General features: G+C 64.0%; 18 protein-coding genes. 3 read left to right on the forward strand and 15 right to left on the reverse strand.

The window, feature by feature from the left end; all coding sequences use genetic code 11:
- Positions 1 to 74 precede the first annotated feature (74 nt).
- Positions 75 to 539: a multidrug transporter gene (locus CCOS865_RS05005; RefSeq protein ID WP_119138471.1), complete on the reverse strand. Its 465-nt coding sequence runs from the start codon at positions 537 to 539 to the stop codon at positions 75 to 77.
- 162 nt (positions 540 to 701) lie between these two features.
- Between CCOS865_RS05005 and CCOS865_RS05010 the strand changes: the two genes are divergently transcribed.
- Positions 702 to 1,490 (forward strand): hypothetical protein, encoded by a 789-nt coding sequence (locus CCOS865_RS05010; protein ID WP_119138473.1) that lies wholly within the window; start codon positions 702 to 704, stop codon positions 1,488 to 1,490.
- 68 nt (positions 1,491 to 1,558) lie between these two features.
- Here CCOS865_RS05010 and CCOS865_RS05015 read toward each other — a convergent pair whose 3' ends face one another.
- The 13 genes from CCOS865_RS05015 to yaaA all read right to left on the reverse strand — a co-directional run bounded on the left by CCOS865_RS05015 (position 1,559) and on the right by yaaA (position 19,327).
- Positions 1,559 to 3,013 (reverse strand): mannose-1-phosphate guanylyltransferase/mannose-6-phosphate isomerase, encoded by a 1,455-nt coding sequence (locus tag CCOS865_RS05015; protein WP_119138475.1) that lies wholly within the window; start codon positions 3,011 to 3,013, stop codon positions 1,559 to 1,561.
- A gap of 32 nt (positions 3,014 to 3,045) precedes the next feature.
- Positions 3,046 to 3,702, reverse strand: coding sequence for an alginate O-acetyltransferase AlgF (locus CCOS865_RS05020; protein ID WP_119138477.1), 657 nt, complete (start codon positions 3,700 to 3,702; stop codon positions 3,046 to 3,048).
- A 17-nt stretch (positions 3,703 to 3,719) separates the two neighbouring features.
- Positions 3,720 to 4,883 (reverse strand): alginate O-acetyltransferase, encoded by a 1,164-nt coding sequence (locus tag CCOS865_RS05025; protein WP_119138617.1) that lies wholly within the window; start codon positions 4,881 to 4,883, stop codon positions 3,720 to 3,722.
- 13 nt (positions 4,884 to 4,896) lie between these two features.
- Complete coding sequence (locus tag CCOS865_RS05030; RefSeq protein WP_119138479.1) at positions 4,897 to 6,354, reverse strand: MBOAT family O-acyltransferase; 1,458 nt, start codon at positions 6,352 to 6,354, stop codon at positions 4,897 to 4,899.
- 178 nt (positions 6,355 to 6,532) lie between these two features.
- Entirely contained in the window at positions 6,533 to 7,642 is a 1,110-nt protein-coding gene (locus CCOS865_RS05040; protein WP_119138481.1) for a mannuronate-specific alginate lyase, read from the reverse strand.
- Positions 7,643 to 7,650: 8 nt separating this feature from the next.
- Positions 7,651 to 9,096, reverse strand: a complete 1,446-nt coding sequence (locus CCOS865_RS05045; protein ID WP_119138483.1) for an alginate O-acetyltransferase — start codon at positions 9,094 to 9,096, stop codon at positions 7,651 to 7,653.
- Between the two features lie 13 nt (positions 9,097 to 9,109).
- Positions 9,110 to 10,669 carry a mannuronan 5-epimerase AlgG gene (gene algG / locus CCOS865_RS05050; protein WP_119138485.1) on the reverse strand — a complete coding sequence of 520 codons (1,560 nt, stop codon included), beginning with the start codon at positions 10,667 to 10,669 and terminating at the stop codon, positions 9,110 to 9,112.
- Between the two features lie 16 nt (positions 10,670 to 10,685).
- Positions 10,686 to 12,164 (reverse strand): alginate export family protein, encoded by a 1,479-nt coding sequence (locus CCOS865_RS05055; protein ID WP_119138487.1) that lies wholly within the window; start codon positions 12,162 to 12,164, stop codon positions 10,686 to 10,688.
- Positions 12,161 to 13,633 carry an alginate biosynthesis TPR repeat lipoprotein AlgK gene (gene algK, locus CCOS865_RS05060; protein WP_119138489.1) on the reverse strand — a complete coding sequence of 491 codons (1,473 nt, stop codon included), beginning with the start codon at positions 13,631 to 13,633 and terminating at the stop codon, positions 12,161 to 12,163. Before algK ends, CCOS865_RS05055 begins: the two co-directional genes overlap by 4 nt.
- 60 nt (positions 13,634 to 13,693) lie before the next feature.
- On the reverse strand, positions 13,694 to 14,860 hold the full coding sequence (locus tag CCOS865_RS05065; protein ID WP_119138491.1) for an alginate biosynthesis protein Alg44: 1,167 nt from the start codon (positions 14,858 to 14,860) through the stop codon (positions 13,694 to 13,696).
- Positions 14,861 to 14,897: 37 nt separating this feature from the next.
- Entirely contained in the window at positions 14,898 to 16,379 is a 1,482-nt protein-coding gene (locus CCOS865_RS05070) for a glycosyltransferase family 2 protein (RefSeq protein WP_119138493.1), read from the reverse strand.
- 62 nt (positions 16,380 to 16,441) lie between these two features.
- Positions 16,442 to 17,758 carry a nucleotide sugar dehydrogenase gene (locus tag CCOS865_RS05075; RefSeq protein ID WP_119138495.1) on the reverse strand — a complete coding sequence of 439 codons (1,317 nt, stop codon included), beginning with the start codon at positions 17,756 to 17,758 and terminating at the stop codon, positions 16,442 to 16,444.
- Positions 17,759 to 18,547: 789 nt separating this feature from the next.
- Entirely contained in the window at positions 18,548 to 19,327 is a 780-nt protein-coding gene (gene yaaA, locus CCOS865_RS05080; protein ID WP_119138497.1) for a peroxide stress protein YaaA, read from the reverse strand.
- Positions 19,328 to 19,463: 136 nt separating this feature from the next.
- Here yaaA and CCOS865_RS05085 point away from each other — a divergent pair, with 136 nt between their 5' ends.
- Together CCOS865_RS05085 and CCOS865_RS05090 are read left to right on the forward strand one after the other, a co-directional pair.
- Complete coding sequence (locus CCOS865_RS05085) at positions 19,464 to 20,606, forward strand: polysaccharide deacetylase family protein (protein ID WP_119138499.1); 1,143 nt, start codon at positions 19,464 to 19,466, stop codon at positions 20,604 to 20,606.
- Positions 20,607 to 20,908: 302 nt separating this feature from the next.
- A complete protein-coding gene (locus CCOS865_RS05090) occupies positions 20,909 to 22,303 on the forward strand; it encodes a PhoH family protein (protein WP_119138502.1) in 1,395 nt (464 codons plus the stop codon).
- Between the two features lie 183 nt (positions 22,304 to 22,486).
- Here the strand turns inward: CCOS865_RS05090 and CCOS865_RS05095 are convergent, their stop codons facing one another.
- Positions 22,487 to 24,919 carry a TonB-dependent receptor plug domain-containing protein gene (locus tag CCOS865_RS05095; RefSeq protein ID WP_119138504.1) on the reverse strand — a complete coding sequence of 811 codons (2,433 nt, stop codon included), beginning with the start codon at positions 24,917 to 24,919 and terminating at the stop codon, positions 22,487 to 22,489.
- Positions 24,920 to 25,015 lie beyond the last annotated feature (96 nt).

Raw genomic sequence — 25,015 nt, forward strand, 5'->3', positions numbered from 1 at the left:
CCCGCTGTTCCCAGGTTCTGCGCAGTACCTGTGGGAGCGGGTTTACCCGCGAAGAGGCCGGCCCAGGCAACCGATCAATTGGCGAATGTACCTTGCAGATGCTCCGCGCGAAACTCCAGCGTCTGCGGGCGATACCCCGAGCGCAGTGGCGGCAGCGGCAGGCAGTCGCTCCACTCGGCACCCGGCTGCAGATCGCCGGGCCCGCGGTAGCGCGGCGCACTGTAGGTATTTTCGGCCAGGTTGACCGAGTCTCCCGGGGCATATGCGCCGACGCGCCAGCGCAGTTCGGTGAGTGGCGCCTTGTTGCCGTTCTTCATGGTCACCCGCAGGCTGCGGTCGGCCGGGCATTGCTCGGGGGCGTAGGTCAGACGCAGGTCAAGGTGGGCCAGCTGCGAGGACTCGCGGGTGTCCTGCCAGGCGACCCACAGCGCCACCAGGCCGAGGCCGAGCACCGCGGCCAGGGAGATCGGCAGCGCCTTGGCGGGGTAGCGCAACAGCAAGACCAGCCAGGTAAGGATGAGCAGGGCGCCGATGATCATCGAGGAAAACCTTGGATACGCTGATTTGCCCATCCTAGCAGTTCTTGCAGTACCGCCGTTACGACCTTGACCTTACCGTGAGTGCGCATCACGACGATCTAACCCTCAGCATCGCGGTGTCCTGCAGGGTTATCACTGAGTTACCGCGGGTGGAGTAGCAAGATGAATCTGGATACGTTTGATTGCATTGCGGACAATGCAAAAGGTTGTGTGGTTGCGACCCTGCCGACGGGCGAACCGTTTGTGGCTGAAGTGGTCGTGTTCGACACACTCGGCGGTGTGATGGGCATTCGTAAACTGATGCAAGAGGGTGAAAGCTTCGTCTACATCGGTTTTCCTCTGGACATCGAGGATGGCGACCATCTGGTAGGCCAGGGAGGGGTATCCGCCCACCTCGGCGGTGACCAGTCTGGCGTTGCCGAAGCGGGCCGTGTCCAGGGCCTGAAGTGGAACAGGACCGACGGTACGCTCACGGGCAAGTTCGAGTTCAGTGGCAAGGATGAGAACGGCCAGGCGTTTACTGTCACCGGCGGTGAGTTCAATCTTGTCGTGAGCGATTGCTCGCAGGCGCTGCAAGCCCAGACCGCAAGTACCGCGTGTGCCATTATCGCACCCGCACTCAGAGGCAATACCCGAATCGGTACCACTACGCTGGTGCTTGATGATCGGGAGCGTCCAAGTTTTATTGAGGCGAGGCAGACGCTGGATCTTGTGGGCGGGGTGTGGCGGCTCGGAGCAGCATTCTTTGTGACATACGACGAGCAGGGTCTTCCCGAGATCACGCGTGCCTTTGCTACCGTTGACAATGGAGGCTATCTGGCGCGAGACGTATCCATCACCCGGATGAATTGGGTGCCTGGCGAAGGGTTGTCCTTCGACTTCGCACTGTCGTTCGATTACAACGGGACGCTTTACACAATGCACGACGGTCGTGTCGACCTGAAGCTTTAAGCGTTAATCCGCAGCCATGAAAAAGCCCCGCGCCGTTACCGGCTGCGGGGCTTTTTTTGCAGGTCGCCTTACTGGGCGATGGTCTTCACCGAAACGCCCCGCTCGATCGGCGTGGCGCTACGCCCGTAAACGTCCTCGAAGCGCTCGATGTCATCCTCGCCCAGGTAGCTGCCGGACTGCACTTCGATGATCTCCAGCGGGATCTTGCCCGGGTTGCGCAGGCGGTGCACCGAGGCGATCGGGATGTAGGTCGACTGGTTCTCGGTCAGCAGGAACACGTTCTCGTCACAGGTCACCTCGGCCGTGCCCGAGACCACGATCCAGTGCTCGGCACGGTGGTGGTGCATCTGCAGCGACAGGCTGGCGCCGGGCTTGACGGTGATGTGCTTGACCTGGAAGCGGCCGCCCATGTCCACCGAGTCGTACGAGCCCCACGGGCGGTACACCTCGAGGTGGTTCTGGGTCTCGCTGCGGCCCTGCTTGTCGAGGGTGTTGACCATCTGCTTGACGCCTTGGACCTTGTCCTTGTGGGCGATCATCATGGCGTCCTTGGTCTCGACCACGACGATGTTTTCCAGGCCGATCACCGACACCAGCTTGCCGTTGCCATGGATCATGCAGTTGCGGCTGTCCTGCACCACCACGTCGCCCTTGGTGACGTTGCCGTTGTCGTCCTTCTCGTGCACGTCCCACAGCGACGACCAGCAACCCACGTCGCTCCAGCCGGCCGACAGCGGCACCACGCAGGCGCGCTGGGTCTTTTCCATCACGGCGTAGTCGATCGAGTTGTCCGGGCAGCAGGCGAAGGTGGCTTCGTCGATGCTCAGGGTGTCGCCGTCTTCGCTGCTGCGCTCAAGCGCCAGCAGGCAGGTGTCGTAGATGTCCGGATCGTGCTTTTTCAGCTCTTCGAGGTAGCGGCTGGCGCGGAACAGGAACATGCCGCTGTTCCAGAAGTAACCGCCGGCGCGGACGAACTCGGTGGCGCGCTTCTCGTCGGGCTTCTCGACGAATTGCGCGACACGGGCGACGCCTTCGGGCAGCAGCGAATCCTGGCTCGAACGGATATAGCCGTAGCCGGTTTCCGGCTTGGTCGCCGGCACGCCGAACAGCACCATCTCGCCACGCTCGGCGGCCACGGTGGCCAGCGCCAGGGCGCGTTGCAGGGCCTTCTGGTCATCGATCACGTGGTCGGCCGGGAGCACCAGCATCAGCTCGTCGCAGCCTTCGTTGACCAGCTTCATGGCGGTGATCGCCACCGCCGGTGCGGTGTTGCGGCCAAACGGCTCCATCAGGATCGCCTGGGTCTGCAGGTTCAGCGCGCCCAGTTGCTCCTGGACGATGAACTTGTGGTCCTTGTTGCAGACCACGATCGGCGCTTGCATGCCGTCGAACACCAGGCGCTCGAGGGTCTGCTGGAACAGCGTGTGCTCGCCGGTCAGGGCCAGGAACTGCTTGGGGAACTGCTTGCGCGACAGAGGCCACAGACGCGAACCGCTACCACCAGAAAGAATTACCGGAATCATGATGTTTCTCCAAAGGTTGATAGAGGCAGTGATCAGTTGCTAGTCACGGGACGGGTTACCCACACCGGCGCCAGGCTGCTGCCGGAGCCGGTGACATACAGCACGGCCGCTTCGCCGCGCTCGAGGGCGACGGGTTTGACGTCGCCGACTTTCTTGTCGCCTTGGTACAGGGCCAGGTTGACCTTGACCGGATTGATCTCGCGCTCGCCGCGGCCGTTGGCGGCCACGGGCTTGACCACTTCGGTCTTGCCGTCGGCGGTCTTCAGGGTCAGCGACTGGTCGGTGAGGTTCTGCACCCGCACCAGGGCTTTCTGCTTGTTCTTGAACGGCGGCTCTTCGATCAGTTGCGGGTTGCCGCCGTTGTTGTTGACCAAGGTGTAGTACTTGTCGGAGGCCAGCTTGACCGGTACCGACTTGCCGGCGACCTGGGCGGTGTAGTCGCCACCCGGGAGGAAGCTGAAATCGCTGCTGGCCTGGGCGCCGACCTGCTTGATCTGGGTGTTGCCGACGCTGGCGGCGGTCGGTGCGCTGGTGGCGTTGTACAGGCGCACGAAGGTCGAGCCTTTAGGCGCGCTCGGGCCGTACAGCGCCGCATCGGCGCCGGCAAAGGCCTGTACCGAGGCCAGTGCCGAAAGGGACAGCCCGGCGGCGAGGGTGAGGGCTTTGGCAAAAGATGGCTTATGGTTCATGTGCGTGTTCCTCTCTTTCAAGGGTTCGCCCGGTTGGACGACAGGGCCAGGTTTTCTTCGGATTTACGGGTGTTTTTCAGCTGGGCGATCCACTGCGGATCAAACCCGCTGAGGTCGTTTTTCATCGGCAGATAACGTTCTGGGAATTCCCACACCACCACTTGTGGCGCGGCGTTCTTGAAGGCATCGCTTTGCAGGTACTTGAGCATCGGCAGCAACGGCCCGTGGCCGTCTTCGGCGTAGTTGGCGACGTCGCTGTGCAGCGCTTGCTGCAGCGCACCGAGGAAGTTCCAGTGCGGGTTGGCGCTGTAGCTGGTGCCGACCAGCGCGACCGGGATCTGGCTGTCGGCGAACAGCGCGTCGTCACCGTCACCGTCGCCCTCGGCCTGGGCCGGGCGCGTGGTGCGTTGCTGGAGGGTGTCCGGCGCCGGCAGCAAGTCGCTGAACAGCGGGTCGAGCGGCAGGAAGTTGGTCAGGTCGCCTTTGTACGGCGCGCTGCTGCCCGCCTCGGTGATGTACGCCTGCGGCTCGCCGCTGAGCAGCTTCTGCCGCGCTACCGCCTCGGCCACGGCCTGCGCCGCGACCTCGGCGCCCATTGGCGTCCAGTGCGTGTCGGTGCGCAGGAACACCTGGCCGCGGGCCTTGGCCTCGGTCATCGGCGCCTGCAGGTCGGGGGCGAACACGTTGGCCTGGCGGGCCTGGGCATGGAACTGGTTGAACAGGTCGTCGTGCAGGCTGGCCGGTGCCTCCTGGCCGAGGTATTCGGAGTAGATCCGCGCCTTGGCCGGGATGATCGCCAGCACCAGCTGGCTGCCCTGGCGCTGCAGGGTGTCGCGCACGCCGCGGATCAGCGCCAGGTTTTCTTCGGTCAGTTGCTCGGCACCGGCGGTGGGCTTGAACTCTTCATCGCTGAACAGCCACTGCTCACGGCCCAGTACCACGCCGGGGCGGCCTTCGTTGAACAGCTTGAAGTCCAGCGCCGCCCACAGGTTGGTGCTGATGCGCTTGATCGGGAACTGCTCGTCGTAGTGGGTCTCGGCGGCCTTGGCCAGCTTGCCGTTGAGCACGGTCATCTGCTCGGTGCGCTGGAAGCTCGAGGCGCCGCTCAGCGACCACACGCCCAGGCCGGTGAGCAGGCCGAGGAAGGTCAGCGAATAGGTGATGCGTAATGTCCGGGTCATGGTCATCCGTGCCTCAGAACTGGAAGTAGAGGAAGGGCGAGTAGCTCTGCGCCGAGAGCTTCAGCACCGAGGCGACGAACAGCAGGAGTACCAGGGCGCGGGCCATGACCCGGGTCCAGTCCAGGCCGATCGAGCCGTCCGCGTTGATCTGTACCGGGGTCGCCGTGGGCGTCGGCTTGGCATTGCGGTAGAAGTCGCGCAGGCCGAAGAACGCCAGGGTCGCGTAGGCGATGAACATCGTCGCCACTTGCAGGCCGGTGAGGTTGGCGCGGTTGAGTTCCGACAGCTGCCATTCGCCGAAGCTGAACATGGCGGCGTACATGCGCCCTGCGACATCCAGGTTCTCGGCGCGGAACATCACCCAGCCGGTGACCACCAGGAGGAAGGTGAACGCCCACTTGACCGGGTTGAAGCGCTGCGGGTTGGTGTCCAGGCCGAGCGCGCGTTCGATCGCCAGCCAGATGCCGTGCCAGGCGCCCCAGAGGATGTAGGTGATGTTGGCGCCGTGCCACAGGCCACCCAGGAGCATGGTCAGGAACAGGTTGCGGTAGGTGTTGAAGGTGCCTTTGCGGTTGCCGCCCAGGGTGATGTACAGGTAGTCGCGCAGCCAGGTCGACAGGCTGATGTGCCAGCGCCGCCAGAACTCGGTGATCGACTGGCTGATGTACGGCTGCTTGAAGTTCTCCATGAAGCGGAAGCCCATCATCAGGCCGAGGCCGATGGCCATGTCGCTGTAGCCGGAGAAGTCGAAGTACAGCTGTGCGGTGTAGGCCAGGGCGCCCAGCCAGGCGTCACCGGTGGTCGGGTTTTCCAAGGCGAAGCAGTGGTCGGCGACCACCGCCAGGGTGTCGGCGATGAACACTTTCTTGATGAAGCCCTGCATGAAGCGGGTGCAGCCTTCGGAGAACTTGTCCAGGGTGTGGGTGCGGTTGTTGAACTGGTCGACCAGGTCCTTGAAACGCAGCACGGGGCCGGCGATCAGGTGCGGGAAGATCGCCACGAACGCCGCGAAGTCGATCAGGTTGCGGGTGGCCGGGGTGTCGCCGCGGTACACGTCGATGATGTAGCTGATCGACTCGAAGATGTAGAACGAGATCCCGATCGGCAGCAGCACGTGGGTGATGATGAACGGCTCGAGGCCGAACGAGGCGATGATCGCGTTGAGGCTGTCGACGCCGAAGTTGGCGTACTTGAAGTAGCCGAGGATCGCCAGGTCGACACCGACGCCGAGCAGCAGCCAGCGCTGGGCCGGCTTGGTGCGTACGCCGGCGGCGCCGACCTTGAGGCCGATCCAGTAGTTCCACAGGGTGACCCCGGCGAACAGCGCGAGGAAGTCCACCCGCCACCAGGCGTAGAAGATGTAGCTGGCGACCAGCAGCAGCAGGTTGCGATAGCGTTGCCCGCTCAAGTAATACAGGCCGAGGAAGATCGGCAAGAACAGGAACAGGAACACGTTTGACGAGAAGACCATCCCGGTTCTCCTAATTTGTTCACAGCATCCAGGGCAAAGCGCCCCCCAAACCCCCCACCGAAGCGAAGGATCACCGAGAACCCTGTGGGAGCGGGTTTACCCGCGAACAAGGGCGAAGCCCTTGCCAGACACCGCGGTGTCTTCTTCGCGGGTAAACCCGCTCCCACAGGGATTTTTGTTACTTGTTGGTTTGCGCACTCGGGTCATAGACCCGGGTCAGGTTGCCGCCCAGGCGGAAACTGTCGAACGGCTGCATGCCGCGCTTGCGCTGCAAGGTGTCGCCGTTGCACTGATAGAGGCTGCAGTACGGTTCCAGCCAGGAGTACTTGCTGTCGATCTTCAGGTCCTTCATGTCCTGCTTCTCGCCATTGCGCTGCTTGAACGCGCTCGGGTCCCTGGCCCCGGCCAGCACTTTCTGCCCCAGGCGCTGCAAGGCGTTGTTGTTCTCACCGCGCACATCGACGCCATTGACCTGGGCGAAGCTGGCGATCATCGCCAGCGGCGGCAGGGCATAGTTGTGGTAGGCCAGCGCGCGTTGCTTGCGCTTGAGTTCGTTGGGCAGGAAGCCCTGCTCGTCGATCTGGTTGGCGCCGACCTTGTATTCCTTCACCGCCCAGTCGAACAGGTCGCGGCGGTCGGTGGCCACGGCGGTGGCCATCACCGACCAGGCCGCCCAGTAGCTGTGGTTGTTGATCTTCTCCAGCGGCAGGTCGCTCCAGTCACGCACGGTCTGCTCGGCCAGGCGGCCGAACCACTTCTCGATCACCTCGGCCTCGGCCTGGTGCGCCGCCAGCGGCTGCGAGTTGGAGAACTTCAAGCGCAGCCACGAACCGCTCATGCTGCCCAGCGCCCATTTGCGCATGGACTTGCCGGTGTGGTTGTAGTTGGTCGACATCAAGGCGTCGGCGCGGGCCCAGGTGCCGAGCCAGGTCAACGCACAGTCGAGCTGGGCCGGGCGGCCATCGCGCATGTACTGGCCGACCATCTTGCTGATGCCGCGCTCGAGCGTGGTGATCTGCTCGGTGGAGTCGCGAAAGGCCTGCTCGGACTCGACATTGAGGGTCGCCCGGGCCTTGTCCGAGCCTTCGTACTTGCTGCGAAACTGCAGCGGGCCGGTGTACGGCGTGGGCGCGGCTTCGCAGCGGAACTTGCCGTCAGTGCTCTTGAGCTTCTCGATGCCGCCGTAGTAGCCCTGCGGTGGCACCAGCGCCGCGTGCGCGGCGCCGCCGAACAGCGCCAGGGCGAGCAGGGCGGGTGCGAAGGGTGTGCGGGTCCGGGTCTTGGTCATGATTCGCCTCACTGGCCAGCTTGCGCGGTGTGCGCGGGGCTGGCGAAGTTGTTGCGTTTACAGAGCTTGGCCTCGACTTTCTGGGTGCCTTTTTCCGGGCCCTGGACTTCCAGCGCCAGCAGGTTCTGGTTGGCCCAGTCCTCGTCTTCACGCAGCTGGAAGACGAAGCGCCCGTCGGTGTCGGAGGTCTCCGGTTTCTCGATCTTGATGTCCTCGTGGCGGCCGTTGAGGTACCACAAGGTGGCCTGCAGGACCTTGACCGAGGTGTCTTCGAACTTGATGTCCATCTGCAGGTTGCGGTTGACCAGGTCTTTGATGACGCCGCCCTTGCCGTTGACCATCAGCTCGTTGGTGCCGGGCTTGAGGGTGGCGCTGGCGCTCAGTTGCGCCGGGCGATCGTCGCAGCCGTCGTCGAGCAGGCCGAGGATCTGCCGCCAGATGGTTTCCTGGTCGAGGCGATACAGCGGGGAGAATTCCCAGATGAGGATCTTCGGCGGATGGGCCTGGAATTCTTCGCTGCCCAGGTACTGGATCATCGCCCCTTCCAGGCCGCCACCGGGGAACGCGACGTTGAGCACGTCGGCGCCGATGTACTGCTCGAGGAAGCCCGAGAAGTTGTAGTTCTTGCCGCTGTGGCTGGTGCCGACCAGGGTGATCTCGGCGTTGCCGCCGTCACCGAACAGGTCGTCGCCGCCGCCGGCCGAGCCTTTCGGTTCGGTGGCGAACTGGTCCATGTACTGCACCGCGTAGCTGGTGTTGCACAGTTGCCCGGCGACGTTGTGCAGGGTGCCGGTCTTGCCCATGCGGCCGGACTTGTGGGTCTCGAATTCCTTGCGCGGGATGCCCTCGAAGGCCGGCATCTTGTGCACCGTGTCAGCCACGATCCTGGCCGCGCGCTCGGCGCCGTACGGGGTCCAGTGCTGGTCGCCGCGGAAGTAGAAGTCTTTGCCCTGGTCGGCCGCCGCCAGCTGTTCGTTGGTCAGCGGCGAGAGGTCCGGCACGGCGTAGCCCATCTTGGCGAAACGCTGGAGCATGGCCTGGTAGTTGCTCACGGCCTTCTGGTAATCGAAGGCGGCTTTTTCTTGCGGCTTGAGCATGTTGCGGTTCACCAGGCCACGGGTCGGCTGGTAGACCACCACCAGTTCGACGCCGCGCTTCTTGAACGCGTCGTGCACCTGCTGCAGGCGCTGGTAGCCGGCGGCGCTGGTGGTGAACTCGGTGCGCAAGTCTTCGCGGGTACGGAACAGCCAGTCGCCCTGCGCCTGCACCAGGGTGGTGAAGTTCTGCTGGTAGCGGGTGGTGTAGCGGCTCGCGTCATGTGCCTCGGGGCACAGTTGGCAGCAAGGCTCGGCGCTGAAGCTCGGCGCCTGGACCTCGTCGGCGCGCACGCCCTGGCTGATGGCCAGGAGGGCGGCGGACAGGCCGAGCAGTTTGATCAGGTGTGGGGTGGTCATGGTCAGGGCTTCCTTAATCGATCATTTCGGTCTGGCGTTCGACCGGGTCGATCAGCACGGCCTTCTGCTGGCGCACCAGCAGGTCGAGGATTTCGTCCTGGCGCTCGCCGAGCACGCCATTGAGGCTGATGCCGTTGGACTTGCGCGGGGCGAGCATGGCGACCTTGTACAGCTCCACCGACAGCGGCGAGTCGATCGACAACGGGCCGGAGCCGTTGGCGGTCAGCTCACCGCCGACGACGATCAGCGACACCTTGGTGTCGAACGGGTCGAGGGCGATGTCGCGGTCGGTGTCGGAGAGGTCCTTGATGTGCCCGTAGACCCCGACCAGGCCGTTGGCCATGGCGATGTTCTCGTACAGGCGAATGTTCACGCTGTTGCGCACGCGGATGCCGTGGCGACGGTTGTTGATCACTTTGTTGCCCCAGATCAGGTTGTCGCCGCTTTCGTACAGGGTGATGCCGTCGGTGTGGTTGCGGTAGATCTCGTTGTAGGCGATCAGGTTGTTGACGCTGTTACGGTCGATCACCACCCCGGAGAGCTTGTTGTCGTAGCTCTTGTTGTTGATGATCCAGCTGTCGTTGACCTCACGCGAAACGATGATGCCGTGCTTCTTCTTGGTCCCGTGGACGGTGTTGCCGGCGATGATCAGCCGGTGCGAACGGTCGTGCGGGTCGATGCCGTAGACGATGTTGTCGCGGTAGGTGCTGTCCTTGACCACGAAGTCGCTGGTCTCGTAGCAGTAGAAGCCGTACCACATGTCGCTGAACTCGGAGCCGATGATCCAGCCGGTCGGCTCGGCGCGGCCCATGCGCTTGGCCATGTTCGGCGTGTACTGCGAGATGCTCACGCCGTACGACTTGGACTTGGCGTAGCCGAAGCTGGCCATCTTGCTGTTGACGATGTAGGTCTCGGTGCCGCCCCACGACAGCAGGAACGGGCGGAATTCCTTGGGCGAGCGGAAGGTCGACGGGCCGTTGTCCTTCTCGCGCCAGCCGGTGACCCGGGTGTCGCTGACGAACAGCTTGCCGTCGTTGACCAGAAACGCGCCGCCTTCCTGGGACAGGCGCAGTTCCTTGACCTTGCCGTCGATCTCGAGGATGCCCTTCTGGCCGACCACGATCGGCAGGCGAGCGAGGAACACCCCCGGCGAGACTTCGCGCAGGTACTGGTCAGGCACCTGCTTGCTCAGCTGGGCCATGTCGACATGGCCGTCATCGACGAAGATCGCCTGGGGGATGCCGTGCTGGCGCTGGACCCATTCGGCGGCCTTGTTGTCGCCGCCAATGAACTCCTTCAGCGACTCTTCCTGGAGCATGCGGCGCACGCTGACCTTGCCCTTGTGGCTGCGGTCGATCTTCTGCTGCACCGCTTGCGCGGTGTAGCCGGAGAGGTCGGGCAGCGTAGGCGCGGGCATCTGCAGGGGCTCGATCGGCGCGCTGGAGATGGTGTAGGTCTTGGCCTGCTGCAGCTCCTTGGCCTTGACCGCGGGCTCGGCCGCGACGGCAAGGCCGGCGGCCAGCAGCAGGGCGCTGGCGAGTAAGCTGTGGCGAAGGTGCGGGTGCAGGTTCATGGTTTCCTCTCCCGGCTCAGAAGCGCCAGATCACGTCGACAAAGGCGCGGTGCATGTACGAGTCCGCTTCCTTGCCATAGGCGTCGCCCGGCTTGAACACACCGGCACGCAGGCGCACCAGGGCCGACGGTTCGTCGATCGACTGGCTCAGCGACGCGGGCAGCAGGCCTTGCTTGAAGTACTTGGTGACGACCACGTCCATCTCCTGGCCCAGGTCCTTCTCGCCGCTGATCAGCGGACGGTTGACGCCGTTGTCCTCGACCACCGCGTTGATGCCGCTGGAGCCGATGTTCTGCTGGCCGTCGACGCGCCAGAACTTGTGGTAGATCAGGCTGGCGTCGTAGTCGTCGCGCAGCTGCCAGGAGGCGAACAGGGTGGCCGCCTGGAGGTTGCCCAGCTCACCGCGGAAGGCTTCGCCGAAGCGGTGCACGCGCGAGCGGGTGCCGGTGAAGTTGGAGCGGTTGCTCTCGAGGCCGGTCTGCTCGAAGTTGTTCGAACCGTCGCTGCCACCGCCGCCGCTGCCGCGGGCATAGGCGGCGCCGACCTGCCATTGCGGGTCGAGGCGCAGGCGGATACCGAGGTCGGTGGCCCAGGCATTGACGTCGCCGCTCTGCTTGGCGTTGACCACTTGCTCGCCGTTGACCGTCTCGCTGCTCAGCTTGTCGCGGTCGCCGGTCAGCCAGGTCAGGCTGCCCCAGTAGTTGACGGTGTGGTCGTTGCGCCAGTTGTAGGCGTCGCTGTTGGCCTCAAGGCCCAGCCAGGTGAGGTCGCCGGTGCGGGTCTTGTCGAGCGCGTCGATGGTCTCGCCGGGGGTCTTCAGGCTGCCGCTGTCATGGGTATGGTGGGCGCGCAGGCCGACCCAGTGACCGGGGGTCCATTGCGCGGCGACGTTGCCGTACAGGTGGGTACGGTCTTCGTCTTCCGGGGCCAGCTCGGTGAGGTCGGTGCGGTATTCGCTGAAGCGCTGGGCGACGCCGACATCTGCCTTGAGCAGGGTGGTGTCGAAGCTCCAGTTGAGCGCCTCGATGTTGGTGTCGCGCCACATGCCGTCGTCGTTGCGCAGGCGTTGCCGACCGAAGCGCAGGTACTCGCCGGGGTAGGGCGTGAAGCCGTTGTAGCCGACCCAGAACTCGCGCAGCGCCAGGTAGCTCTTGTCCGGCTGGCGGCTGTCGTCGCCGGTGTCGATCGAGCTGCCGTCGTCCGAGGCGCGCAGGGTGTCGGTCTCGATGATGTCGGTGGCGGTCACGGCCTGGCCCATGGCGTAGGCGTTCCAGTTACCGCGCTCGCCGTAGACCCATGGACGCAGGTCGAGGCCCAGGCCATTGACGTCACCGCCGGAGCGGGTGCCGAGGTCGCGGTCGTCTTCGGACTGGCCGGTGACCTTCACTTCCAGGCCGAAGTTTTTCTCGGCGGTCATGTCGGCCAGGGTCGGGCACGACCACAGCAGGGCAAAGCTCAGGCCGATGCCGGCCTTCACGAATGGGTTGAGCGTCATAGGGAAGAATCCTCGGCGTCTTCATCGTCTTGCAGGGCTTCGATGGCCATGACGCTGTTGGCGCCCTGGGCCATGCTGCCGCGCGCCTGCTTCTCCTGCGCCAGCAGGCGTTCGGCCTGGCTGCGCTGGTCAGGCGTCAGTTGCTGATCGAGTTGCTGGAGCATTTCGCTCGACTGCTCGGTGGGGTTGGCCTGCGCCAGTTGGGCGAAGACCCAGGCGTTGCCGGGGTTCTGGCGGATGCCGTGGCCTTCGCTGTAGAGCTGGGCGAGGGCGTAGTCGGCACTCAGCTGGCCACCGCGTGCAGCGCTGAGCAGGTGGTCGACCGCTTTTTGCGGCTCGACGTTGCCGAGGTAGCCACGGCGGTACAGCTGGCCCAGGTAGTAATGGGCGCTGATCTCACCGGCGTCGGCGGCGGCCTGCAGGTGGGTTTCGGCCTTGTGGGCATCGGCTGGCAGGGTCTTGCCTTCGTAGTACAGGCGGCCCAGCAGCAGTTCGGCGCGTGGCTGTTCGGCGGCGCGGCCTTTGTCGATGTAGCCGAGCAACTGGTCGGTGTCGCCCAGCTCGGGGAAGTCATAGAGCAGTTGCGCCAGGCTGACCCAGGACGCCGGGTTGGCCGGCGCGACGTGCTCGAGCAGGTCCTTGGCGGTCTTCTCGTCGGTCTGGCCGAGGTTGCGGTCGGCCAGTACGCGGGCGACGCTGTCGACCCGGGTCGCCGGCACGCTGCCGCGCGCATAACCCGCCTTGAGCTGGTCGAGCAGGGCGTTGCGTTGCTCGGCCTGGTTGCGTTTCTGGTAGACGGTGGCCAGCTCGACGTAGCAGATGTCGGTGCTGTTGATCGCGGCCTTGCAGATCGATTCGACGTCATCCAGGTGCTGGTCGTAGGTGCCCTGGGTGCGGTACAGGAGGATCTGCGCCAGGCCCGCTTCCGGGTTGCCGGCGGCGCGCCACTGCTCGATCTGCTGCTGCGCGTTGACGTTGGGGAAGCTCTGCGGGTACTGCAGGTAGAGCATGGCCAGCGGGATCAGGGTGTTGCCTTCACCCTGCTGGGCGGCGAGCTTGAGCAGGGTTTCGGCTTCTTCACGCTCGGCCTGGGTGCTGTCCGGCTTGGCCACCAGCAGGCGGCCGAGGCGTGCCTGGGCACGCGGCGAGGTGGCCGCGGCGGCGCGGTAGGTGGCTTCGGCTTGCTTGAGCTGGGCCGGGTCGCGCGAGGCGACCTTGATGTCGGCCAGGCCCACTTGCGCGTCGCTGTAGCCAAGGTCGGCGAGGGCCTTGTAGTTGCGCTCGGCGGTGGCCGTGTCGCCGCGCTTCATGGCCTCGTTGGCCAGGCGCTGGTCAGGCAGGCCAGCGCAGCCGGCGAGGGTGATCGCGGCGGCAAGGGCGCAGATGCCAAGGCTGGCCTGAGCCCTGTAGGAGCGGGCTTGCCCGCGATGCGTTGGCAGGGACGATGAGGCAGGTGCGGCTGCCGCCATCGCGGGCAAGCCCGCTCCTACAGGGTCGGTGTGCGTGTTCGAGATCATGCTCAGATCCTCTTAAAGCCCACGGGCCGCGGCTTTGCTGATCAGCCAGTCCAGCGACGGACCACGGTCGCTGTTGACCGCTGCCGGGCGCCCGGCCAGTTCGGCCGGCAATGCGCCGTCAGGCTTGATCTGCACACGGATGTCGGCGGCCAGGTCTTCGCTGTTGAGGCTGGCGCTGCTGACGATCTGGCCAGTGCGCACTTCGTCTTCGCCGGCCACCTGGAAGTTGACCCGGGTACCTGGCTTGACCTCGTCGAACTGGCGGTAGCTGAAGCGTGCCTCGACCATCGGGTTGGTGGTCCGCGGGATCAGCTGGAAGATCGCCTGGCCTTTGCTGGCGTACTGGCCGTCGTCGACCAGCTGGCGGGCGACCACGCAGTCGCACGGGCTGGTGAGGGTGCCGGCGAGTTGCTTGCCGAACAGTTCTTCGACCTTGGCCGGCTCCAGTTGCGAGTCGTCCAGGTGGCCCTTGAGCATGTCCAGCATGCTGGTGCTGAAGCTCGCCAGTGGCGCGCCCTTGACGATCTGCCCACCGCTTTCGACCAGGCTCTTGACGGTGCCGTCGCGCGGCATGGTGACGGTGGTGGTAGGCACCGCGACCACGCCGGCTTCGGCATGGCTGATGAAGTACATGCCATACAGCGACTTGGCGACGAAGCCAAAGGCGGCGATGCCGACCACGAATACGCCGAGGGTCACGGTCACGGCGCGCAGGCGGCCAAAGGCGCTGAGGCCGGAGCCGCCGTCCTTCTGCTTGCGCGCCTTGGTGAAGTTGTCACGCTGCAGGGTGCTGAGCACGTCGCCCGCGGTGATCAGCTCGCCCGACAGGTGCGAGGTGATGATGTGGCGCAGGGTGGCGATGTCGCGCTGCTCGAGGTTCTGGAACTCGGCGCCGGTACGGCCAGTGCTGCTGTCGCTGGCACGTACCAGGAACTCGATGTCCATCGACAGGCCGAGGTTGTCGACCACGAACTGCAGGCGGCCACGGCGCGCTTCGCCGATCGGCAGCGCCTGCTTGGCATGGAACGACAGGCCCCCGGCGGACAGGTCGTCGACCTTGACCTCTTGCGGCTCACGGTTGCCGTCCAGGTAGCGCAGCTTGGCGGGGATGCGGACCCGGGCGTGCTGGCGCTGGGCTTCGGACTCATGCACGACATTGACGTTGACGGCGGTATTCATGGCGATTTCGTTCCTGTTGTATCCGATCCGGGGTGGGTCACATGACCATGAACAGCACGGCGACGAAGATGCTCGCGGCCGAGAAGGTCATGGTCCGCGAGGACCAGGTGTTGAACCATTGTTGAAAGCTGGCAAGGTCACGCTTGAGGGCAGTTGGCTGGCGGGTCCAGGACTGCTTGTCGAGGCGGAAGAACACGTAGATCTTCATCACCGCGCCGATGATCTGGTTGTAATAGAGGATCAGCGGGTAGGCCGGCCCGACCTTGTGGCCCGAGCACAGCAGCATGATGGTCAGGATCAGTCGGGTGATGCCGATCCACAGCAGGTACACCAGCAGGTAGGCCATGCCGAACTTGAGGCTGGCGATCACCGCCACGGTCAGGCCGAGCAGGCTGGTCCACATCGACACGCGCTGGTCGAACAGCACCACGCTGGTGAACAGCCCCAGGCGCTTGAGGCCCAGGCCCAGTGCGCGGGAGTTCTGCCGCAGGTTGTTGCCGTACCAGCGGTACATCAGTTTGCGGCTGGCCTTGAGGAAGCTTTTTTCCGGCGGGTGCTCGACCGTGTTGATCGCCGCGTCCGGCACGTAGAAGGTGTCGTAGCCCAGGCGCATGAGGCTGAACCAGCTGGACTTGTCGTCGCCGGTGAGAAACTTGAAGCGGCCCAGGCGCCAGTGCATCAGCGAGTCGCTTTCGACGTCGGCGATGAACTCGGGGTTGGTCACCACGCTGGCGCGGAACATCGACATGCGCCCGGTCATGGTCAGCACGCGCTTGGACAGGGCCATCGAGCACATGTTGATGTGGCGCTGGGCGAAGCGCAGCTTGTGCCACTCGCTCATGATGTAGCCGCCGCGCACTTCGCAGAATTCGTTGGTGGTCAGGCCACCGACATTGGGGAACAGCTTGAACCACGGCACGGTCTTGCGTACCACGCCTTCGCCGAGCACGGTGTCGCCGTCGATCACCGCCACCACCGCATGCTGGTCGGGCATCATCCGCGAGATGGCACGGAAGCCGAACGCCAGGCCGTCACGCTTGCCGGTACCGGCAATACGCACGAAATCGAGGGTGACGTGCGCCGGTGGGTTGTATTTGGCCCACAGGCTTTTCACCAGCAGCTCGTCGGACTTTTCCACCAGCGAGCAGACCACGGTGGTCGGGTAGCCGCAGTCGATCGCTTCGCGGATCACCGAGCTGTAGACCTGGGCAGTGGTCAGGGCCTCGATGCGAAAGCTGGTGACCATCAGGTACACGTGCGACGGGTCGGCCGCCTTGCCCAGCTTGCGCACTTTGTTGCGCAGGTACGGATAGACGCCGTAGAGAAAGATCATGCCGCGGATGAAATGGGTGGCGCCCATCGAGTAGCGCCAGATGCCGACAGCGCCGACCAGGAAGATGAAATGCTTCGACTGCGAGTCGAAGATGTCGCTGGGCAGGGCCAGGGCGATCAACATGAGCAAGCTCATGTAGAGCAGCCACCCGGCGCACTGCAGCAGCACTGTCTGGAACCTTTGCATGTTCGGCATCCGTCGCGAAATCTAGTAGAGAGCGGGGCCTGGCGGCCCCGCGTCAGGCTGGCTTACCAGCAGATGCCTTCGGTGCGGCTGGTGGTGCAGGTCGCGTTGCTCATGAAGCCGACCAGGTCGATCACTTGCTTGCCTTCCGGTGCACGGTCGGCGAGGGCGCGGAACTGCTCGTCGCGGTTGCCCAGGATGATGATCTCGGCGTCGTTCACCACCTGCTCGAAGTTGGCGTTGAGCAGCGACGACACGTGAGGGATCTTCGACTCGATGTAGTCTTTGTTGGCGCCGTGGACACGGGCGTACTCGACGTTCTGGTCGTAGATGTTGAGCTCGTAGCCTTTGCCGATCAGGCGCTCGGCGAGTTCTACCAGCGGGCTTTCGCGCAGGTCGTCGGTGCCGGCCTTGAAGCTCAGGCCGAGCAGGGCGATCTTGCGTTTGTCGTGGCTTTCGATGATGTCGAAGGCGTTTTGCACCTGCGATTCGTTACTGCGCATCAGCGAGTCGAGCAGCGGTGCCTTGACGTCCAGGCTCGAGGCCCGGTAGGTGAGGGCGCGCACGTCCTTGGGCAGGCACGAGCCGCCGAAGGCGAAGCCTGGGCGCATGTAGTACTGCGACAGGTTGAGCACCTTGTCCTGGCAGACCACGTCCATCACTTCGCGACCATCGACGCCGACCGCCTTGGCGATGTTGCCGATCTCGTTGGCAAAGGTGACCTTGGTCGCGTGCCAGACGTTGCAGGTGTACTTGATCATCTCGGCGACGGCGATGTCCTTGCGGATCACCGGTGCGTCGAGCTCTTCGTACAGGGCCTGGAGCACGTCGCCGCTGGCCTTGTCGAGTTCGCCGATGACGGTCATTGGCGGCTGGTCGTAGTCTTTGATCGCGGTGCTTTCACGCAGGAACTCAGGGTTGACCGCAACGCCGAAGTCGACCCCGGCCTTCTTGCCCGAGCAGTCTTCGAGGATCGGGATCACCACGTTCTTGACGGTGCCTGGCAGCACGGTGCTGCGCACCACGATGGTGTGGCGGCTGGCTTTGTCACGCAGGACGTAGCCGATCTCGCGGCACACCGACTCGATGTACTCCAGGCCCAGGTCGCCGTTCTTCTTGCTTGGGGTGCCGACGCAGATCATCGACACGTCGCTGGCGCGGATGGCCTCGGCGAAGTCGGTGGTGCCACGCAGGCGGCCATTGGCGATGCCCTGTTGCAGCAGTTGCTCCAGACCCGGCTCGACGATGGGCGACTTGCCCTTGTTGATCAGGTCGATCTTGGTGTCGGACACGTCCACACCAATCACTTCATGGCCCCGTGCCGACAGGCAACCTGCACAGACTGCACCCACATAACCCAAACCAAAGATGCTGATACGCATCGCATTCACCTCGTGTGTTTATCACGCCAGCCCTTCTAAGAAAGAGCCGGCCGGGTAGATTAACCAGCAGTATTCGGGCGCACGGTGCCGTGGCGAATTGACACTTCACCGAACGCAGGCATGAATAAATCCGGAGCGCAAAAGTTGTGCACTCACAAATGGCAGTCAAAGGCCGATAATTAAATGGCGTGCCCTGTAATGCAGCCGTCTTTATTGCAATCCGCTACTTGGCGAACTGCTGTGCTTGTTTTTTCAAGTGAATAAATCCTTTGAAATCAACCACTAGGACGATCAAAAGGGGCGCGTCTATCCTCCATGGGACAGGGCGTTCTGGCGGTTGCCGTTGCACCTGTCTAACGTTTCCTTGAGCAGGGTTTGGTGACCTGCCGTTGTCATCTGTAAGTCATCTCTCACGTTCAACGCTCGTGAATCGTTACGGGTGCTATGAGCGGTCGGCGCTGGGAGAAGTTCCTGAACGGGTTCGTGCAGAATGAATGATTTCTAAATATTTATTCAGGCGCGAATACTTTCATATTGATGGCACCGGGGAGTGCCATCCCTGTATATAAAGGGCGAAAACGAGGTGGGATGTTTTAATGCCAGCATGAGAAAAATAATTTCAAAATTCGTCAAAAAAGTACGAACGGTCTTATGGCGTTTTGCTTGGAAGGGAGGTTTGCCGGTTTGTTGGCGCCTGAAGTTTGGCGTAGTGGCAAAATGAATTGGTGCGGCGGGAGGGGAGATGGGGCGGTCAGTTGAAACTGGGGCCGCGAAGCGGCCCCGGCGGTCTCAACCTTCAGAATGATCGCGCAAGAACACCAGATGGTCCGGCTTGGACTGCTCGGCACTGTAGTAGTACCCCTGCACGTCGAACTGCTTGAGGCGCTCTGGGTCGTTGACCCGCTCCTCGATGACGAAGCGGCTCATCATCCCGCGGGCCTTCTTGGCGTAGAAACTGATGATCTTGTACTGGCCGTTCTTCCAGTCCTTGAAGTCGACGTTGATGATCCGCGCGTTCAGGGCCGTGCGCTTGACCGCACTGAAGTACTCGTTGCTGGCCAGGTTGAGCAACAGGTCGTCGCCCTGATCGGCCAGCGCCTGGTTCAGCCATTCGCTGATGCGCGTGCCCCAGAACGCATACAGGTCCTTGCCCCGCGCGTTGGCCAGCTTGGTACCCATTTCCAGGCGATACGGCTGCATCAGGTCGAGCGGGCGCAGCAGGCCGTAAAGGCCGGAGAGCATGCGCAGGTGATCCTGGGCGTAGCTGAAGTCGTCTTCGCCCAGGCTTTCGGCGTCGAGCCCGGTGTACACGTCGCCCTTGAACGCCAGCAGGGCCTGCTTGGCGTTGGCCGGGGTGAAGTCCGGGGTCCAGCTGCCAAACCGTGCGGCGTTGAGCCCGGCGAGCTTGTCGGACAGGTGCATCAGCTCGCTGATCTGCGCCGGTGACAGCTCGCGCAGTTGGGTGATCAGCACCTGGGAATCGTCCAGGTACTGCGGCAAGGTGAAGCGCTGCGTCACCGCAGGGGTGTCGTAGTCGAGGGTCTTGGCGGGGGAAATCACCGTCAGCATCGGGTCGGCTCCTTGAATCGTAGGAGCGGATTCTACGGGCTGGGCCGGGCAAGTCCAAACTATGCCGACGATAGTCAAAGAACATCGGCCAGGCTCGCGTTATAGTGCGCCTCACGATGTTGCGGAGAGTTCGATCGTGCGCATTGCCTTCGCCCTGCTGGCCTCCCTGCTGAGCCTGGCCGCCGTGGCCGCCCCACCCCAGCAGGCCAGCCTCGACCGCAGCCTGTGGCCTGAGCAACTGGACAGCCCGGCGCTGTTCGATGTCGCGTCGCGGGCTGAAATCCTCACCTTTGCCCAGGCCCTGCAAGAGAGCGAAATGCTCGATGAGCCCGCGCTGGCGGCACGCCTGAAACTCAGGCAAGTCAACCTCACGGTGGTGCGTGCGGTGCGCGCACGGCTGTGGCAGCGGCTCTGGCAGAACTACCAGCAGGCGCTGCGCAGCTGCGAGCAGGACGCGTCGTTCTGCTACCCGGTCGCGAGCATGGCCGAGCTGCGCACCCAGGCCGCCACCTTCACCGCGGATGTGGGCGAGTTCTATGCCGGCTGGATCGAACCGAGCCGCAGCTTCCACAACCGCTACCTGGATGAACAGCTGCGCAAGGCGGCGCTGTTCCCGCAGACCAGCAGCGAGATCGAACGGCTGTCCAGCCGTGAACGCAATGGCGACGAACTCAACGACCGGATGTTCCTGCTGACCTTTGTTGGCGGCCCGGGCGCCGAGGGCGGCAGCACCGACAGCCTCACGGATTACCTGCGCCGGCAAAAGCTCGACGGCACCTTCTTTGTGCTCGGCAGCCGCCTGCAGCAGCGTCGCGACGGCGCCGCCAGCAGTGTGCGCGAGGTGTATGCCGGGCACTGCGTGGGGATCCAGGGCTGGGAGTACCGCTCCCACGCGCAGTGGCAGGGCTGGCAGGAGTCGTTGCGGCGCAGCCAGGCGCGGGTCCAGGCGGACTTGCCCGAGCAGTATGTCGGGCTGTTCCGCCCGCCCTACGGCCAGCGCCGTGCTGATGGCGAGGCGTTCATGGCCAGCCAGGGGCTGCAGGTGTCGCTGTGGGATATCGATGCGCTGGACGATGGCACGCTGAGTGCCGAGGCGTCGGCGCAGCGGGTGGTGACGCTGATACTGTTGTGGCGCAAGGGCGTGATCCAGTTCCACGATACCCTGCCCAAGGCCCAACCGGCGTTGGAATGGCTGTTGCAGAACACCGCGCAGAGCGGCATCGGCTGGGAAGACTGCCACGCCTACGCGCAGCCTGATGGCCCCGGGCAATCACGCTAGGCGCGCCGGGTTCACGAATGCAGGGCCTGATCTATGACTTTAGTTCGCAGATCCCCCCTCGCCAAGGTCGCTGGGCCCTTCGGAAAAATAAACTTCATCTGTACGTAAAAAAGCTTTTTTTGGTCATGCTTTTTACTGTATGAAAGAACCAGACAGCCGATTCCTGCAGCACAGGTGGCGTCATCCAGACCCTCCTTGCCAGGTGCGCTTCCCGCCCGTAACGACGCGGATACGGGGAGAACGGCGTCACTCTGCGGTGCAGCGGTTACGCGCCGCGCGGTTCTGACACAAGGTGCCCGAGTATGGATGACCATGGACGCAACCCTTCCTCCACCAAGCCAATCCTCTATGTGCTCGATACCAATGTCCTGATTCACGATCCCAACGCTTTGCTCAACTTCGAGGAGCATCACGTCGCCATTCCGATGACGGTGCTGGAGGAACTCGACAAGCTCAAGACCGGTAAACAGACCATCGCCGCCGAATGTCGCCAGGCCATCCGCCTGATCGACCAGACCCTGGCAGACGCCTCGCCCGCGGATGTCGAGCTGGGGGTACCGATCCAGCGCGGCAAGAGTGGCCCCAAGGGCTTCCTGTCGATCCTGATGAGCCCGCGCAGCGAGCCTAATCGCCTGCTGCCGGAGAACCTGGCCGACAACATCATCATCAACCAGCTGCTGGAGCTGCGCGCCAAGCGTGCCGACCTGGACGTGGTGCTGGTGACCAAAGACATCAACATGCGCCTCAAGGCGCGCGCCTGCGGGATCGCCGCCGAGGACTACAGCACCGACCAGCTGGTCGACGACGTATCACTGCTGTCCAAGGGCTACCACTCGGTGACCGGCTCGTTCTGGGACCGCGTGAGCAAGGTCGAGACCCGTCAGGAGCGGGGCCGTACCTGGCATCGGGTGCAACTGACCGACAACCTGCCGGCCGTGCACGTCAACGAATTCATCATCGACGAGCAGGGCTTCGTCGGCTGGATCAAGGGCATTCGCGACAGCGAGCTGCTGCTGCTCGACCTGCACCAGGAGCCTCTACTGCACCAGGAAGCCTGGGGCCTCAAACCGCGTGACATCCATCAGAGCCTGGCGCTGTTCGCCCTGCTCGACCCGGACATCCACCTGGTCAACCTGACCGGCGCGGCCGGCTCCGGCAAGACCATCCTGGCCCTGGCCGCGGCCATCGAACAGACCATGGTCAGCAAGCGCTACCGGCGCATCATCGCCACCCGCAGCGTGCAGGGGCTGGACCAGGAGATCGGCTTTTTGCCGGGCACCGAAGCGGAGAAGATGGAGCCTTGGCTCGGCGCCATCACCGACAACCTCGAAGCCTTGCACATGGACGACGAGAGCACCCATGGCAGCGTCGAATACATCCTCGAGCGGGTCCCGCTGCAGTTCAAGTCGCTGAACTACATCCGTGGCCGCAGCTTCCAGCAGAGCCTGATCCTCATCGATGAATGCCAGAACCTCACCCCGCACCAGATGAAGACCATCATCACCCGTGCAGGCTCTGGTTCCAAGGTGGTCTGCCTGGGCAACCTGGCGCAGATCGACACCCCTTACCTGTCCGCCACCAGCTCGGGCCTGACCTACCTGACCGAGCGCTTCAAGGACTTCCCGCATGGCGTGCACATCACCCTGCAAGGGGTGCCGCGCTCGGTCCTGGCCGAGTACGCCGAGTCGCATCTGTAAGGCCTTTGCCGCGAGCCTGCCTTAGGCAGGCTCGCGGTCTTGCAGTGACAGTGCCGGCCTCTTCGCGGGCAAGCCCGCTCCTACAGGGTTCTGCGGTGCCCAGAGAATTCGGGCCTTGCAGAGAACCTGTGGGAGCGGGCTTGCCCCGCGAAGTGGCCGCCCCAGTCACTGCCTTCCCTTCAGTTAAAAGTCATAGGCAATCTTGCTGTACCAGTAGCCACCACCGGGGTAGAACGGCGGGTTGCCGTAGGGCGCCAGGCCCAGGTTGCTGTACACCGCATGGTCATCTGGCCGTTCGTTGAAGATGTTGGTGCCCCCCAGGCTCACGGTCAGGTGTTCGGCGAAGGTGTAGCTGACGTCCAGGTCGGTGATCCATTTCGCGCCGAAGCTGCGGTCGCCGGTGGGGTTCACCGCCAAAGTCTTGACCGAGCCGTAACGGGTGGTCTGCAGGTTGACCGCCAGGTCGGCGATCTTCCAGTTGGCACCGATGATCCACTTGGTCTTCGGCGAAGCTTCGGTGAGGTCACCCTCGCGATCACGGCCCACCACGTTGACCCCTGAACTGGCCAGCGCCGCCGGCGTGTCGCGGGTGCCTTCGATGGTGGTCTTGTTCCAGTTGAACGCCAGGCTCCAGCGCACGTCGCCCCAGGCGTCCAGCGGCGTGCTGTGGTCGGCGACGATGTCCAGGCCGCGGGTGCGGGTGTCGAAGGCGTTGGTGTAGTAGTTGACCCAGGTCCCGGCCGGCACGCCTTGCGCGGTGAGGATGCTGTTGATGACACCGTTGCCCTGGTCATAGATGTTGGTGGTCAAGGCGATGCGGTCATCGATGTCGATCAGGTAGGCGTCGGCCGTGATGCTGGTGCGCGGCGCCGGTTGCCAGGTCACGCCGAGGCCGAGGTTACGCGACTTTTCCGGCTTCAGGTCGTCGCCACCCAGGGCCTGTGCCAGGCTGCTGCCCGAGGGGGTCAGGCGGGTCACCGCGGGCACGACGTTGCCGTTCACATCCACGGCCACCCGGTTGTCGGCGACGGTGTAGCCGATCTGGGTCAGCGACGGCGCGCGGAACCCGGTACCCACGGTACCGCGTACCGCCACGGTATCGGTCAGTTCGTAGCGCGAGTTCACTTTCAGGCCAAAGGTGTTGCCCGAATCGTCGTCGTAGTGCTCGACCCGGCCGGCGACATCGAGGAACCAGCGCTCGGTCAGGTCGAAGCCGAGGTCGAGGTAGCCGGCATAGTTGTTGCGGATCAGGCTGACTTCGTCCTCCGGGCGGATGGTGACCGCCGCCTGGGCGCCGGAGGCTGCCGGGTAGGTGCCGGTGACATAGGCCTCAGGGTCGCCGGCAAAGGTGCTGAACCGCTCCCAGCGATGCTCCAGGCCCGCCGACACCTGCACCGGCGAGGTCAGGTTGAACAGGCTGTCGTAGCGGCGGGTGACGTCGAAGTTGTTGACCCACTGCTCGAAGCGAAAGGTCGCCAGGTTGTCGAATTTGGTCGGCGACGCGGTGCCCAGCGACGGGTTGATGTTGAGGTCGCTGGAGTGGTGGACGTTGTTGCGCCCGTAGGTGGTGCTGAGGTCCCAGTTCCAGTCGGCCACTTCACCCTTGCCACCGAACAGCAACTGGTAGTCGCGGTCCTTGATGTTGTTCAGCGGGTAGTAGCCGTCCGGAAACACCTCGGGTACGGCGGCCGTGCCGGTCGGCAGGCGGAAGTAGTTGGCGGCCTCGGCGTCGCGCTCGCCATACGTGGAGAACGAATACAGGGTCAGGTCTTCGAGCGGCAGTTCGGCGTTGTAGGCGACGTTGAAGGCCTTCAGGTCGGGGTCGCCGTTCTTGATCGCCTCGCGGTTCCAGGCGGCTTCCTTGGCCGGGTCGGCGAAGGCCCTGACGCTGGCGTCGGCCTTGTCGTTCCACGAGGCGTTGCCGCGTTTGCGGGCGTCGGCGGAGAGGTGCAAGAAGCCGTTCTCGCCCAGCGTGAAGCCTTGGTTGCCGGCCAGCTTGATGGTCTCACCCTCACCGGAAAACAACTGGCCGTAGCTGCTTTCGATGTGCCCGCCCTCGCGATTGGACTTGAGGATGATGTTGATCACCCCGGCCACCGCATCCGAGCCGTACTGGGCGGCGGCGCTGTCCTTGAGCACTTCGATATGGTCGACCGCACTGACCGGGATCAGGTCGATGTCGACGGCATTGGCGCCGCTGTTGTCGATCGAACCGCGCTGGCCGGTGGCGCCATTGTGGCGGCGTTTGCCGTTGACCAGCACCAGGGTATAGGCGGGGCCGAGGCTGCGGTTGCTCAGTGGCCGGGTGACCGAGTTGTAGCCCGCGATGTTGGTGCCGAAGTTGAACGACGGCAGCAGCTTGGAGATTGCTTCGGACAGTTCGGCACGGCCGGTCTTGAGCAGTTGCTCGCTGTTGATCACGTCGATCGGCGCGGGGCTGTTGGCCACGGTTCGCTCTTGCCCGCGCACACCGGTGGAAATCACCGTCACGGTGCTCAGCGTGGGGTCGTCGGTGGCGGCCTGGGCCAGCGGCGGCAGGGCCGCCAGGAGCAGGGCGCTGGTCAGCAGTGATCGGTGAAACGTCTTGTCGTGGCGTGGGGAGGCGATAACTGGCATGTCAGAAGTAATCCATTAAGCCTGGCACTGGCCCGTGGCGCGGGTACAGTTCAAAAGCCTGTTCGGGTTAAGGGTTAGGGGCAGGCGCGACCGGTG

Source organism: Pseudomonas reidholzensis (assembly GCF_900536025.1).
In the GTDB taxonomy this organism is placed as follows: domain Bacteria; phylum Pseudomonadota; class Gammaproteobacteria; order Pseudomonadales; family Pseudomonadaceae; genus Aquipseudomonas; species Aquipseudomonas reidholzensis.